This is a genomic window from Streptococcus sp. Marseille-Q6379, assembly GCF_965119505.1.
Genome location: NZ_CBCPLV010000002.1, coordinates 595,519 through 609,900, shown reverse-complemented (window position 1 = coordinate 609,900; position 14,382 = coordinate 595,519). Strand labels below are relative to the sequence as shown.

Annotated in this window: 15 protein-coding genes; 14 read left to right on the top strand and 1 reads right to left on the bottom strand. The window is 39.4% G+C overall.

The window, feature by feature from the left end:
• The first annotated feature begins 52 nt into the window (after positions 1-52).
• From ACWPVZ_RS09430 to rpsU, 5 genes are all read left to right on the top strand, one after another.
• A complete protein-coding gene (locus tag ACWPVZ_RS09430; protein ID WP_454381887.1) occupies positions 53-865 on the top strand; it encodes a transporter substrate-binding domain-containing protein in 813 nt (270 codons plus the stop codon).
• 11 nt (positions 866-876) lie between these two features.
• Positions 877-1,674: a transporter substrate-binding domain-containing protein gene (locus tag ACWPVZ_RS09425; protein WP_454381886.1), complete on the top strand. Its 798-nt coding sequence runs from the start codon at positions 877-879 to the stop codon at positions 1,672-1,674.
• A 244-nt stretch (positions 1,675-1,918) separates the two neighbouring features.
• Positions 1,919-3,028, top strand: coding sequence for an aminotransferase (locus ACWPVZ_RS09420; protein WP_454381885.1), 1,110 nt, complete (start codon positions 1,919-1,921; stop codon positions 3,026-3,028).
• Positions 3,029-3,089: 61 nt separating this feature from the next.
• On the top strand, positions 3,090-3,884 hold the full coding sequence (locus tag ACWPVZ_RS09415; protein ID WP_002891479.1) for a transporter substrate-binding domain-containing protein: 795 nt from the start codon (positions 3,090-3,092) through the stop codon (positions 3,882-3,884).
• A gap of 192 nt (positions 3,885-4,076) precedes the next feature.
• The gene (gene rpsU, locus ACWPVZ_RS09410) at positions 4,077-4,253 is read left to right on the top strand and encodes a 30S ribosomal protein S21 (protein ID WP_002884573.1); all 177 of its coding nucleotides are present in this window, start codon (positions 4,077-4,079) and stop codon (positions 4,251-4,253) included.
• Between the two features lie 158 nt (positions 4,254-4,411).
• On the opposite strand, the gene mscL is transcribed toward rpsU, so the two are convergent.
• On the bottom strand, positions 4,412-4,792 hold the full coding sequence (mscL, locus tag ACWPVZ_RS09405) for a large conductance mechanosensitive channel protein MscL (RefSeq protein WP_037601679.1): 381 nt from the start codon (positions 4,790-4,792) through the stop codon (positions 4,412-4,414).
• Positions 4,793-4,954: 162 nt separating this feature from the next.
• Here mscL and dnaG point away from each other — a divergent pair, with 162 nt between their 5' ends.
• The 9 genes from dnaG (at position 4,955) to ACWPVZ_RS09360 (ending at position 14,378) form a co-directional block, all read left to right on the top strand.
• Entirely contained in the window at positions 4,955-6,766 is a 1,812-nt protein-coding gene (gene dnaG / locus ACWPVZ_RS09400; RefSeq protein WP_064524149.1) for a DNA primase, read from the top strand.
• 3 nt (positions 6,767-6,769) lie between these two features.
• Positions 6,770-7,879, top strand: a complete 1,110-nt coding sequence (rpoD, locus tag ACWPVZ_RS09395) for an RNA polymerase sigma factor RpoD (RefSeq protein ID WP_002884252.1) — start codon at positions 6,770-6,772, stop codon at positions 7,877-7,879.
• A 53-nt stretch (positions 7,880-7,932) separates the two neighbouring features.
• Complete coding sequence (locus tag ACWPVZ_RS09390; protein ID WP_002884757.1) at positions 7,933-8,268, top strand: metal-sulfur cluster assembly factor; 336 nt, start codon at positions 7,933-7,935, stop codon at positions 8,266-8,268.
• Positions 8,269-8,278: 10 nt separating this feature from the next.
• Positions 8,279-9,205: a glycosyltransferase family 2 protein gene (locus tag ACWPVZ_RS09385; protein WP_002884561.1), complete on the top strand. Its 927-nt coding sequence runs from the start codon at positions 8,279-8,281 to the stop codon at positions 9,203-9,205.
• Positions 9,206-9,324: 119 nt separating this feature from the next.
• On the top strand, positions 9,325-10,176 hold the full coding sequence (gene rfbD / locus ACWPVZ_RS09380) for a dTDP-4-dehydrorhamnose reductase (protein WP_064524147.1): 852 nt from the start codon (positions 9,325-9,327) through the stop codon (positions 10,174-10,176).
• A 102-nt stretch (positions 10,177-10,278) separates the two neighbouring features.
• The gene (cps2T, locus tag ACWPVZ_RS09375) at positions 10,279-11,427 is read left to right on the top strand and encodes a beta 1-4 rhamnosyltransferase Cps2T (RefSeq protein ID WP_080611874.1); all 1,149 of its coding nucleotides are present in this window, start codon (positions 10,279-10,281) and stop codon (positions 11,425-11,427) included.
• Positions 11,424-12,380 (top strand): glycosyltransferase family 2 protein, encoded by a 957-nt coding sequence (locus ACWPVZ_RS09370; protein ID WP_064524143.1) that lies wholly within the window; start codon positions 11,424-11,426, stop codon positions 12,378-12,380. Before cps2T ends, ACWPVZ_RS09370 begins: the two co-directional genes overlap by 4 nt.
• A complete protein-coding gene (locus ACWPVZ_RS09365) occupies positions 12,364-13,173 on the top strand; it encodes an ABC transporter permease (protein WP_064524141.1) in 810 nt (269 codons plus the stop codon). Before ACWPVZ_RS09370 ends, ACWPVZ_RS09365 begins: the two co-directional genes overlap by 17 nt.
• Positions 13,173-14,378 (top strand): ABC transporter ATP-binding protein, encoded by a 1,206-nt coding sequence (locus tag ACWPVZ_RS09360; RefSeq protein WP_002891458.1) that lies wholly within the window; start codon positions 13,173-13,175, stop codon positions 14,376-14,378. Before ACWPVZ_RS09365 ends, ACWPVZ_RS09360 begins: the two co-directional genes overlap by 1 nt.
• Positions 14,379-14,382: the final 4 nt, after the last annotated feature.

Below are 14,382 nucleotides of genomic sequence, written 5' to 3'. Positions count from 1 at the left end.
ATAATACATTATTATACTTACATAGTTAATAAATATAGAAAAGAGATTGATTATGAAACCATGGAAAAAACTTTTATTGGGACTTGCAGGTGTCTTTGTTTTGACAGCTTTGGCTGCTTGTTCGTCATCGACTAACACTTTAGATAAAGTTAAAGATAAGGGGACATTGACAGTTGCTCTTAATCCCCACTTTGCTCCTTTTGAATTTAAGACAATTCAAAATGGCAAGGATACGATTGTTGGGGCAGATGTCGAAATTGCTAAGGCAATTGCAGATGAGCTTGGCGTAAAAGTCAAATTCTCTGAAATGTCTTTTGATAATGTCTTAGCAAATGTTCAATCTGGTAAAGCAGACATCGCCATTTCCGGAATCTCTGCCACTAAGGAACGTCAGAAAATCTTTGATTTCTCAGATACCTACTATGAGTCTGAAACGGTTCTTGTTGTCAAAAAAGATGCGACAGAAACTTACAAAGAAACAGGTGATTTTGCTAAAAAATCTGTAGCTGTTCAAAAAGGTTCTATTCAAGAAAATATCGCCAAAGCCAACTTGTCAGATGCTAATGTGGTATCCTTGGCGCAACCTGGCGAAGCCATCAATGAATTGAAGTCTGGCCAAGTTGAAGGAGTAGTTCTTGAAAAGGCCATTGCAAAAGGTTATGTAGACCAAAACAGCGACCTAGCTGTGTCAGACATCACGCTCAAGTCTGATTCAAAAGATGCCTATGCTGTAGCGATGCCTAAAGGAAGCGATAAGCTAAAAGAAAAGGTTAATAAGGTTATCGCTAAACTCAAAAAAGAAGGTAAGATTGACAGCTATGTTCAAGATGCCTACACTCTTTCACTTAAGAGTTCTAGCAAATAAGGAGTTATTATATGAAAAAATTTTGGTTTATCCTTACAGCTCTAGTCGCTACCTGCTTTCTAGTTGCTTGTAGCGGAAGTCAGGGAGTAAATCCCAAAACGATTAAGGAAAAGAAGAAAATTGTCGTGGCAACAGAATCAGAATTTGCACCATTTGAGTTCAAATCATTGGTTAACGGCAAAGATACGCTAGTTGGAGCAGACATCGAGTTGGCCAAAGCTATCGGTGAAAAACTCGGCGTAAAGGTTGAATTTTCCGTGATGTCTTTTGATAATGTTCTTGCCAACGTGCAAAGTGGTAAAGCGGATATCGCCATTGCAGGGATTTCGGTGACAGATGAACGTAAGAAGGTTTATGATTTTTCAGACAGCTACTATACGTCAGAAAATGTAGTGATTGTCAAAAAAGACAAGGTAAATGACTATACAAGCACTGATAGTCTCGCAAAACAAACTGTCGGTACGCAAAAAGGGTCTGTTCAAGAAACCGTTGCTAAGAAACAAATTTCTAAGGCAAGTGTAGTATCACTGGCTTCAAATGGCGAAATGATTAATGAACTCAAGTCAGGACAGCTTCAAGCAGTTGTACTTGAGAAGGCCATTGCAGAAGGTTATATCGCTCAAAATGATGATTTAACCCTTGCCAACTTTAACCTCAAGTCAGACGGTTCAGATGCTTATGCAGTCGCAACACGTAAGGGGTCAGATGACTTGCTTAAAGAAATCAATGCCGTCATCAAAGAGACTAAAGACTCTGGAAAATTTGACCAATGGTTAAAAGAAGCATCAACCTACAAACAAAGTAAGTAAATTTAAAACTTCTGAGTACCCGAAATGAGTCAATTTCAGGTGCTTTCATCAACGGCGGAAAGTCTCGTTTGGTGTTGGCTTTGCTCACTCAAGGGGAGTCGCCAAAAATTCTTAAATCTAAATGGGGCAATACCCCATTTTTTATTGAATTCTCTGCTAAAAACAGTTATTATCAAAGTAGGTAAGTCTGCCAAAATAGACAAATGACATCGTATAGAGTGCTTAAGAAAAGCAAGGAGAAACTATGAAGCTACCACGTTTTGGTGTTGAAGAATGGCTGAATGTCCATGAAAAGTCTGCCATATATGATATCGCAGGAGTTTCAATTAAGGCCCTCACAATGGAAGAATTATTTGACTTATCAGGCCTTGATAAGGGAGCCTTTTTTGCTCAACTACTAAAGAAAAAGATGGATTACGGCTGGATTGAAGGGTCACCAGAGTTCAAAACTCAAGTGGCTAGCTTATACAAGGACATGCCGGTTGATAATATCCTCCAAACTAATGGGGCTACAGGAGCGACGATGCTAGCCCTTTACGCTCTTATTGAGCCTGAAGACCATGTCATCTCCATGTATCCAACTTATCAGCAGCTCTATGATATTCCTAAGTCACTAGGAGCAGATGTGGACCTCTGGGAGATTGGGGAGGACAATAACTGGTTGCCTGATTTGGACCAACTTCGCCGTCTGATTCGCCCAAATACCAAGATGATCTGCATTAACAATGCCAACAATCCTACTGGTGCCCTTATGAATACTGCTTACCTTGAGGAGCTTGTGACTATCGCTAAAGAAGTAGATGCATATATCTTCTCAGATGAGGTCTATCGTAGTTTTGACCAACCTGCACCTTCTATTGTGGATTTGTATGAAAAGGGCATTGCCGTCAACAGTCTTTCAAAGACCTATTCCATTCCTGGTATTCGTGTGGGTTGGGTAGCTTCTAACACTGAGGTGGCGGACATTCTACGTGACTACCGCGACTACACGATGATTTGTGCTGGAGTCTTTGATGATATGGTGGCTACCCTTGTCTTGGAAAATAAAGAGGCCATCTTGAAACGCAACCGTCAGATTGTAGAGGAAAATCTAGCCCTTATGGATGTCTGGATTGCTAAAGAACCTAAGGCGTCTTGGGTTAGGCCTGCTAGTGTTTCCACCTCTTTCGTCAAATTAGATGTGAATCGTCCTATCGAAGATTTTGCCTTGGAGCTTCTTCAGGACTATGGTGTTCTTGTGGTTCCGGGTAACCGTTTTGACAAGGAGTCCCATGTCCGCATCGGTTATTGTTGTGATAAGGAAGTCCTTCAAAAGGGCTTAGAAAAACTGTCGCAATTTCTTAATAAATGTTGACAATACCACTAATTTTAAGTAAAATAAACGAGCAAAAATTATATTTATACAGGAGTTTCTTATGAAAAAACTATTCCTTGGAGCCATGGCTCTCCTTGCTGCTGTTACTTTGGTGGCATGTGGGTCAAAAAAAGACGCTTACGAATCTATTAAAGAAAATAAAAAACTTGTCGTAGCTGTTAGCCCTGACTATGCACCATTTGAGTTCAAAACATTGGTAGACGGTAAAGACCAAGTTGTCGGGTCAGACATCAAGTTGGCACAAGCTATTGCTGATGAACTTGGAGTTAAACTCGAAGTGACAACTATGAGCTTTGACAATGTCCTTTCTAGCCTTCAAGCTGGTAAGGCTGATATTGCCATCTCTGGTATTTCAGTAACAGATGAACGTAAGAAAACCTTTGATTTCTCAGATCCTTACTACGAAACACAAAATGCTATCATCGTTCGTAAAGATCAAGAATCTACCTACTCAAGCCTTGATGCTTTTAAAGGTAAAAAAGTAGCTGTTCAAAAAGGTACTATCGAAGAAGGACTTACTAAGAAACAATTGAAGGATTCAACAGTTGTATCACTTACAGCAATGGGTGAAGCCATTAACGAGGTTAAATCTGGCCAAGTTGATGCTGTTGACCTTGAAAAACCAGTAGCAGAAGGTTACGTGGCACAAAATCCAGATTTGGCTTTGGCAAGTGTTGCCCTCAAAGTTGACGATGGTGATGCTAAAGCAGTTGCAATGGCTAAAGGCAATGACAAATTGAAAGAAGCAGTCAACAAAGTCATCAAGAAAATGAAAGCCAACGGTACTTACGACGAGTACATCAAGGATGCTTCTAAATACACAGCAGTTGAATAAATCAGTAGCTAGGGGAGATGCCTCCTCTAGTTTTTGTATAGGAAAAAACTTGGATAGTTTTAGTAGACTTAGAAGTCAACTGTAATAGCAAAAATTCCTAAACTTAAATATATTTCTTGACAGAAAAAGGCGAGTCTTGTATACTTGAATAGAACGTGTAAAATGTTACATTATCTTGAGGAGGTGAATTCAATGTCAAAAACAGTAGTACGTAAAAACGAATCACTTGACGACGCTCTTCGTCGTTTCAAACGTTCTGTGACTAAAGCTGGTACTCTTCAAGAGGCTCGTAAACGTGAACATTACGAAAAACCTTCTGTAAAACGTAAACGTAAATCAGAGGCAGCTCGCAAACGTAAAAAATTCTAATTAAGAATGAAATTAACAGAAAAAAGCTTGAGTCTTCTCAAGTTTTTTTCTTTTCATCGAATAAAGAAGTCGGTTAGTAGGTATGAGATACAAAAAATAAGACGTCTGAGATTTCAGACGTCTTAAGTTTCATATGTCTTTAGTTGAACAAATAAAGATTATTTGTTTGCAAGAAGGTCGCGGATTTCAGTAAGCAATTCTTCTTGTGATGGACCTGCTGCTTCAGCAGCATCTTCAGCTTCTTTTTTGCTAAGAGCAGTTGCTTTGCTAGCAGCTTTAACAACGAAGAAGAGAGTAGTACCAACGATGATGAAGTTGATAACTGCGCTCAAGAAGCTACCGTATGCGATACCGTTCCATGACAATTTAGAGAGGTTTTCAACGTTAGCGGCCTTAACAACTGGGTTAAGGATAAGTGGTGTGATGATATCACCAACAAGTGAAGTGATGATAGCGTTGAAAGCAGCCCCCATAACAACGGCTACAGCAAGATCAAGGACGTTACCCTTGAACAAAAAGTCTTTAAGTTCTTTAATCATTTTGACAATGAATCCTTTCTTTTATTTACTTTTAATATTTTATCTGATTTTGTAAATCTTGACAAGAGATTTGCTCATGTAAAATCAATTTTATTTTACTTTCATTTTTCATCGTGTTATAATTAGGGGTAATGCAATTATGGTAAGATAGGGGGCGATTAGATGGTGATTGATAAAGCTTTAATAGAAGATATTAAGAGCAGCACCAACATCGTCGACGTGATTGGTGAAGTTGTCAGTCTTAATCGCGCAGGTCGTAATTACCTTGGCTTATGCCCCTTCCATAAGGAAAAAACTCCCTCATTCAACGTTATTGAGGATAGGCAGTTTTACCATTGCTTTGGTTGTGGAAAGTCTGGAGATGTCTTTAAATTTTTAGAGGAATACCGTCAGATTTCTTTCCAAGAAAGTGTCAAGGTTCTGGCAGACCGCTTAGGTATTGCAGTTACGATAGACGCACCAAGACAGGCTCAGCAGCAGAATTCTCCTAATCAACCTTTCTATGATCTTCATGAGGATGCGCTTAAGTTTTATCACGCAGTCTTGATGACGACTAAGATAGGAGAAGCAGCGCGTGCCTACCTCTATGAACGTGGCATGACTGACGATTTACTTAAGACCTTCCAGATTGGTCTAGCCCCTGACGAACCAGATTATCTCTATCAGTCTGTATCAAAAAAATATGACGAAGAGGTGCTGACAGAATCAGGTCTTTTTAATCTTTCTGAAAGTAATCGTCTTTTCGATACTTTTAAAAATCGAATCATGTTTCCGCTTAAGAATGAGTTTGGAAAGACCATCGGTTTTTCAGGGCGTGTTTGGACTAAGGACGATATTGAAAAAGGACAAGCCAAGTACAAAAATACAAGGGCTACCCACATTTTCAATAAGTCTTATGAACTTTATCACCTCGATCAGGCTAAACCGGTGATTCAGAAGACTCATGAAGTCTATCTGATGGAGGGATTCATGGATGTCATTGCTGCCTATAGGGCTGGGCATGTTAATGCTGTGGCTTCTATGGGGACGGCGTTGACCCCTGAACATGTTAATCGTCTTCGTAAGTTAACCAAGAAAATTGTTCTGACCTATGATGGTGATAAGGCTGGGCAAAATGCGATCGCCAAGTCTCTTGAGCTTTTATCGGATTTTCAAGTCGATATTGTTAAAATTCCAGACAATATGGACCCTGATGAATATCTACAGAAAACATCCGAAGAGGCTTTGGGGAAACTCTTGGTCGAGTCCCGCATTTCAGATGTGGAATTTTGGATTGGACAGCTCAAGCCTGCTAATGTAGACAATCTTCAAGCAGAGATTGCCTATGTTGAGCAGATTGCTAAGATTATTGCCAAGTCACCTTCTGTGACGGCACAAAATTCCTACATTTCTAAGGTGGCTGACCTTTTGCCTGACTTTGATTTTTTCCAAGTCGAGCAAGCGGTCAATAACGAACGGTTGACCATGAGGAATAAGCAGACGGCTCAATTATCGGCTGCTAGTAATAGTGCTTATGAGTCTTCAGCATCAGGATTCAGAGGGACGGTCAAACTACCTTCTACACCTAAGATTACAGGTCTTCGTCGGGCGGAAAATCAACTCTTCCATCGTATACTTAATCATCCTATGATTTTGAATGACTATCGCATGAGAGAGGAGTTTTTCTTCCAAACACCTGAGTTAGAGGAACTTTATCATATTCTGAAACAAGATGGTCAGATTGATACCGTAGCTTTGTCTCTACTTTCTCAAGAGGTGCAAACAGCCTATTATCAGGTTTTAGAGGAGATTTTACCACCTGAAACCAGTCTTGAAGAAGTTCAGGCTATCGAAGAGCGTAGAAATCATTTTTTGAGGGAACAGGACTTTCGTAAGCAAAGTAAACAAATAAGAGAATCAAGTAACCACGGTGATGTGGATGCAGCGGTGGAAGCCCTGCAGATGCTCATCGCCCAAAAACGAGATATGGAGTAACACATGGCAAAGAAAAAACAAAATACAGCATTTAACGTTCAAGTCGCTGATTTCATTCGTAACCACAAAAAAGCTGGTACAGCAATTGATGATGAAGTCACAGAAAAACTAGTTATCCCATTTGTTCTTGATGCTGATGGGATTGATGACCTTTTGGAACGTTTGACAGACGGTGGTATCTCTATCACTGATAAGGACGGAAATCCTTCATCTAAATATGTTGTTGAAGCCCCAAAACCAGAAGAATTGACAGACGAGGAGCTTCTTGGTTCAAACTCAGCTAAGGTCAATGACCCTGTTCGTATGTACCTCAAAGAGATTGGGGTAGTCCCTCTCTTGAGTAACGAAGAGGAAAAAGAATTGGCTATTGCTGTTGAAAATGGTGACTTGGAAGCTAAACAACGTTTGGCAGAAGCCAACCTTCGTTTGGTAGTCTCAATCGCTAAACGTTATGTGGGACGTGGTATGCAGTTCTTGGACTTGATTCAAGAAGGTAACATGGGGCTTATGAAAGCCGTTGATAAATTTGACTACTCTAAAGGTTTCAAATTCTCAACTTATGCGACATGGTGGATCCGACAAGCAATCACTCGTGCCATCGCAGACCAAGCACGTACCATCCGTATCCCAGTTCACATGGTTGAAACTATTAATAAATTGGTGCGTGAGCAACGTAATCTCTTGCAAGAGTTGGGACAAGACCCAACACCTGAGCAAATCGCTGAACGTATGGATATGACTCCAGATAAGGTTCGTGAAATCCTTAAGATTGCTCAAGAGCCAGTTTCTCTTGAAACACCTATCGGTGAAGAAGATGATAGCCATTTGGGTGACTTTATCGAGGATGAAGTTATCGAAAATCCAGTAGATTACACAACTCGTGTGGTTCTTCGTGAACAATTGGATGAAGTGCTTGATACCCTTACAGACCGTGAAGAGAATGTTCTTCGTCTCCGTTTCGGTCTTGATGATGGCAAGATGCGTACTTTGGAAGATGTTGGTAAAGTCTTCAACGTCACTCGTGAACGTATTCGTCAGATTGAAGCTAAAGCCCTTCGTAAATTACGCCACCCAAGCCGTAGTAAACAACTTAAAGACTTTATTGAAGACTAAGATAGTAAATGGAAGGGGCCTGAATATTAGGCCCTGATTTTGGAGGAAAAGCTATGTCTGAAGTAAAATACACTGAAGCAGAAATTGAAAAAATCAAGGATCGTATCTTGGAAGCTTTAGAAATGGTTATTGACCCTGAGTTGGGGATTGATATTGTCAACCTTGGCCTTATTTACGATATCCGTTTCCAACAAGATGGCTATACTGAAATCGATATGACCTTGACGACTATGGGATGCCCACTGGCAGACCTTTTGACAGACCAAATTTATGACGCTATGAAAGAAGTGCCAGAAGTCACTAAGACAGAGGTTAAATTGGTCTGGACACCAGCATGGACTATCGAAAAGATGAGTCGTTATGCCCGTATCGCCCTAGGTATTCGTTAGGAGAAATCTTATGAAAACACTGGCTATCGTTGTTCCTTGTTATAACGAGGAAGAGACTATTCATCCTTTCTTAGAGGCTTGTCAGGCAGTTGAGCGACAAATGGCCAATCAGTTGGCTTTCAACTATTACTTTGTCAATGACGGTTCAAAAGATCGCACCTTAGAAGTTTTGAGACAGGTTTCAAAACAATTTGAGAATGTTCACTATCTCTCTTTCTCTCGTAATTTTGGGAAGGAAGCAGGCTTACTTGCAGGACTTGAAGCAGCCCAAGGTGACTACGTCACAGTTATGGATGCCGATCTTCAAGATCCACCTGAACTGCTCATCGAGATGTATGCCAAAATCCAAGAAGGTTACGACGTTGTCGGTACACGACGTGCAGACCGCAAGGGTGAGCCACCTATTCGTTCACTCTTTGCTAAGGCTTTCTATTGGTTGATTAATAAAGTTTCTGATACTGAAATGGTGGATGGGGCACGTGATTTCCGCTTGATGACTCGTCAAGTCGTTGATGCCATCCTTGAGCTCAAGGAAGTCAATCGCTTTTCAAAAGGCCTCTTTTCTTGGGTCGGCTTTGATGTGGCCTATGTCTCTTATGAAAATCGTGAACGTGTGGCAGGAGAGACTTCTTGGTCTTTCTGGAGCCTATTGAGTTACTCACTTGATGGCTTTATCAACTTCTCAGAAGTACCCTTGAAACTTGCCACATGGGCAGGAACCTTCTCATTCTTAATCTCCTTGGTTGGAATTCTCTTTGTCGTTATCCGAAAACTAACTATAGGTGGGAGTGTTGCAGGCTGGGCAAGCCTTGTCTCGATCATCCTCTTTATCGGAGGAATCCAACTCTTGGCCTTGGGAATCATCGGGAACTATATTTCAAAGATTTTCCTAGAAACCAAGAAACGACCAGTTTATATTGTTAAAGAAAAAGGGTGAAGATAACCAGCTATTTATACAAATAAATTTGTTGTATAGAATTATAAATGAAAGCAGATTTTTTCTGCTTTTTTTGATAAAATTAAAGTGCTATTAATGAAAATTACAAGGAGAAAAATATGATTCTAGTAACAGGTGCAAATGGCCAACTCGGAACCGAGCTTCGTCACCTTCTTGACGAGCGTAACGAAGAGTATGTAGCAGTAGATGTGGCAGAAATGGACATCACAGATGCTGAAAAAGTAGATGAAGTGTTTGCGGAAGTAAAACCAACCTTGGTCTATCACTGTGCTGCCTACACAGCTGTTGATGCTGCTGAAGATGAAGGTAAAGAGCTTGACTATGCTATCAACGTGACAGGTACTGAAAATGTCGCTAAGGCTGCCGAAAAACATGGTGCAACGCTTGTTTATATTTCAACGGACTACGTTTTTGATGGTGAAAAACCAGTAGGTCAAGAGTGGGAAGTTGATGACAAACCAGATCCACAGACAGAGTATGGTCGTACAAAACGTATGGGTGAAGAACTAGTCGAAAAACATGTGTCAAACTATTATATTATACGTACTGCTTGGGTATTCGGTAACTATGGTAAGAACTTTGTCTTCACTATGCAAAACCTTGCTAAGACCCACAAGACACTCACAGTTGTTAATGACCAACATGGTCGTCCAACTTGGACACGTACTTTGGCAGAATTTATGACTTATTTGGCTGAAAACCGTAAGGAATATGGTTACTATCACTTGTCAAATGATGCAGCAGAAGATACAACTTGGTATGACTTTGCGGTTGAAATCCTTAAAGATACTGATGTTGAAGTGAAGCCTGTTGATTCAAGCCAATTCCCAGCTAAAGCTAAACGTCCACTTAACTCAACAATGAGTTTGGCTAAGGCTAAGGCTACAGGATTTGTCATCCCAACATGGCAAGATGCTTTGAAAGAGTTTTATAAACAAGAAGTGAAATAAAAACACAGCAGTCCTTTGTGGCTGCTGTTCTGTTTGTATTAGGCAAAAGCCTTGTAAAATGGTATAATTGATTAGATTATAGACTTGTTAGAAAGGGGATTTATGCAACACGTATTCATCATCGGAAGTCGTGGACTTCCAGCAAAATACGGTGGTTTTGAGACATTTGTAGATCAATTAGTCTCCAACCAAGTTTCATCCCAAATTAAATACCATGTTGCCTGCCTTTCTGATAAACAGGCCTATGAGCATTTCGAATATAAAGGTGTAGATTGTTTCACGATTAAGGCCCCCCAATTAGGACCTGCTCGCGTTATTGCCTATGATATGATGGCTATTAATTACGCTTTGAAGATAATCCGTAAGGAAAATATAAAAGAACCAATTTTCTATGTTTTGGGAAATACTATAGGTGCCTTTGTGGCTCCCTTTGCTGGTAAGATTCATAGAATTGGTGGTAAATTCTACATTAATCCAGATGGTTTGGAGTGGAAGCGAGCTAAGTGGCCCAAGCCAGTACAAGCTTATCTAAAGTATTCTGAGAAAGTAATGACAAGACATGCTGACTTGGTTATCTCGGATAATCCAGGAATTGAAACTTATATTCAAGATGCCTATCCGTGGTCTAAGACAACTTATATTGCTTATGGAACAGATTTATCACCGACAACACTAACAAATCAGGATGCTAAAGTTAGAGATATTTACAAGACATGGAATACTTACGAGAAAAATTATTATTTGATTCTTGGACGTTTTGTTCCAGAAAATAATTATGAAACGGCTATTCGTGAGTTTATGAGTTCCTCAACAAAACGTGATTTAATTATTATTTGTAATTATGAGGGCAATGCTTATTTTGAGGAATTGCGTTCCAAAACACAGTTTGATACGGATCCACGTGTGAAGTTTGTTGGAACAGTTTATGATCAAGACCTATTAAAATATATTCGCAAAGAAGCTTTTGCCTATATTCATGGTCACGAAGTTGGAGGAACCAACCCTGGCTTACTGGAAGCTATGGCACAAACTGATTTGAATTTAGTATTAGGTGTCTCATTTAACCGGTCAGTAGCTCAAGATACAGCTCGTTATTGGGAAAAAGATGAAGGCAATCTGTCGCATTTGATTGATCAAGTAGATGACGTTTTAGATTACTCTGAACTAGGTAAGTTAGCTAAGGAGAACATGAAACAGAACTTTACTTGGAAAAAAATTGTAGGTAAGTACGAGGAGCTATTTTTATCATGAAAGTAAATATCTTACTGTCAACCTACAATGGTGAGCAGTATTTAGCGGAACAAGTTAAGAGTATCCAAGAGCAAACCTATCAGGAGTGGGAACTTCTCATACGTGACGATGGTTCATCTGATGGAACAGTCGAACTTATTAAACAACTGGCTACACGAGATTCACGTATTCACTTTATTAATGAGAATCATATCGAGAATGTTGGTGTGATTAAAAGTTTCCATGCCCTACTTAAGCATGAGGAGGCAGACCTTTACTGTTTCAGTGACCAGGATGATTTTTGGCTTCCTGAAAAAATCTCACTTCAAGTGGCAGAAGCCAAAAAGTATTCTCAGGATAAACCTCTACTCATTTATACTGATTTAAAGGTAGTGGATGAAAATCTATCTGTCCTTCATGATAGTATGATCCGTACTCAGTCTGACCATGCCAATATTGAGCTGATTCAAGAGTTGACTGAAAATACAGTTACTGGTGGCGTTGCTATGATTAACCATGCTTTAGCGGAACTATGGACTGGTGAGGAAAAGCATGATTTACTGATGCATGACTGGTATCTAGGTTTGCTAGCTTCTGCCTTTGGTAACTTAGTCTATATTGATGAGCCAACTGAGCTCTATCGTCAACATAGTAGTAATGTCCTTGGAGCTCGAACTTTGCGAAAGCGGATGAAAAATTGGGTTAGACCCCATATCCTTTTTGCCAAATATTGGAGTCTTATCAAAGCTAGCCAAGATCAAGCTAGAAATTTGCTGGAACTCCCGTTAAGTTCACAGAATAAGGAAATCATTGAAAACTTTGTAACAATTATGGATGCTCCATTTAGAGAACGTTTAGCACGTATTCGAAAATACGGTTATCGAAAAAATAGAGCATTTCACACAATTGTGTTTACGACATTGATTCTTACAAAGTTTGCATATAGAGGAGAGAAAGATGTTAGACTTTTTTAGTCAGAAAAATCGTATTTTGTTACGAGAAATGGTTAAAACCGATTTCAAATTGCGCTATCAAGGTAGTTTAATCGGTCATTTGTGGTCTATTTTGAAACCACTTATGCTCTTTACAATTATGTACCTGGTATTTGTTCGCTTCTTACGTTTTGATGATGGCACACCACATTACGCCATTGGCCTCTTAATCGGTATGGTTACATGGAGTTTCTTTTCAGAAGCGACGAGTATGGGGATGATGTCAATTGTATCAAGGGGTGACTTGTTACGAAAATTGAATTTTTCAAAAGAAATTATTGTTATTTCATCAGTTGTTGGAGCTTCAATTAACTATGTGATTAACCTCCTTGTTGTCTTTGTTTTTGCCTTGGTAAACGGTGTTAATTTTTCATTAGGCTGGTTGACAGTTATTCCATTGTTTGCTGAACTCTTCCTTTTCTCAGCCGGTATTGCCTTTGTCTTAGCAACGCTCTTTGTTAAGTACCGTGATATTGGTCCAATTTGGGAAGTAGTTATGCAAGCTGGTATGTATGCGACACCTATTATCTATTCGTTGACATTTATTTTGCAACGTGGACAAGTTAAGATTGCAAAACTGATGATGTTGAATCCTTTAGCACAAATTATTCAGGACTTGCGACACTTTATTGTCTTCTCAGGTAGCTTGCGTGGTTGGGATTTAATTGGTCATAAAGCTATTGCTATTATTCCGTATTTCCTACCACTTGTTATCTTTGCTATTGGTTACTACATTTTCCATAATCAAGCTAAAAAATTCGCGGAGATTCTCTAATGACAGAAAAGAAAATTGCAGTTAAAGTGGACCATGTAAGTAAGTTTTTCAAATTACCGGTTGAGTCTACTCAAAGTCTTAGAACTGCCTTAGTAAATAGATTTAAAGGAATCAAAGGCTATAAAGAACAACATGTTTTGAAGGATATTGACTTCGAAGTTGAGGAAGGTGATTTCTTCGGAATTGTGGGACGAAATGGTTCAGGAAAGTCGACATTATTGAAGATTATTTCTCAAATTTATGTTCCTGAACAAGGGACGGTTACAGTAAATGGTAAAATGGTTTCATTTATTGAACTTGGTGTCGGATTTAATCCTGAATTAACTGGACGTGAGAATGTTTATATGAACGGAGCAATGCTTGGCTTTACGACAGCAGAAGTGGACGCCATGTATGATGAGATTGTTGAGTTCGCAGAACTTGAAGATTTCATGAACCAAAAACTCAAGAACTACTCGTCTGGTATGCAGGTCCGTTTGGCTTTCTCTGTGGCTATCAAGGCACAGGGTGATGTTCTTATCCTTGACGAGGTTCTTGCAGTAGGTGATGAGGCTTTCCAACGTAAATGTAATGACTACTTTATGGAACGTAAGAAATCAGGGAAAACAACAATTCTTGTAACTCATGATATGGGGGCTGTTAAGAAGTACTGTAACAAGGCTATTTTAATTGAGGATGGATACATTAAAGCCAAAGGCGAGCCAAGAGACGTTGCCAATCAATATAGTTTTGACAATACAGAACAAGTAATCACTTCAGAACAATCAGGAATTGAAAGAAGTGGTTCGCTTGTGGAAAATCTGAAGCTATCACTGTTGTCTTCTAAGAGGGCTACACCAAATGAACCAATTTCATTTGATTTGACGTATACTTTGCTAGAAGATGTGCCTACTTATATTGCTATCTCATTTACAGATATTGATCGTAATATTTGGATTTACAATGATAATACGATGGACAACTTAACAAGTGGCAAGGGTGATGTTAAAGTAAACTACCAGTGCTCACTAGCAGGGTTAAACGATATTAAGTTAAAACTCGAAATTACTGTAAGGGATGCGAATAACCAAGTTCTAGCCTTTCTTCCGGCTGATGAGATTCCAGTTATTGTTCTTAATAGGGATGATATTGATGAAGATGACGAGTCAGCCAAAGATTCTGCAACTGGTATTATTCAAAGAAATGGGAAGTGGAGTTTTTCTTAAGAGA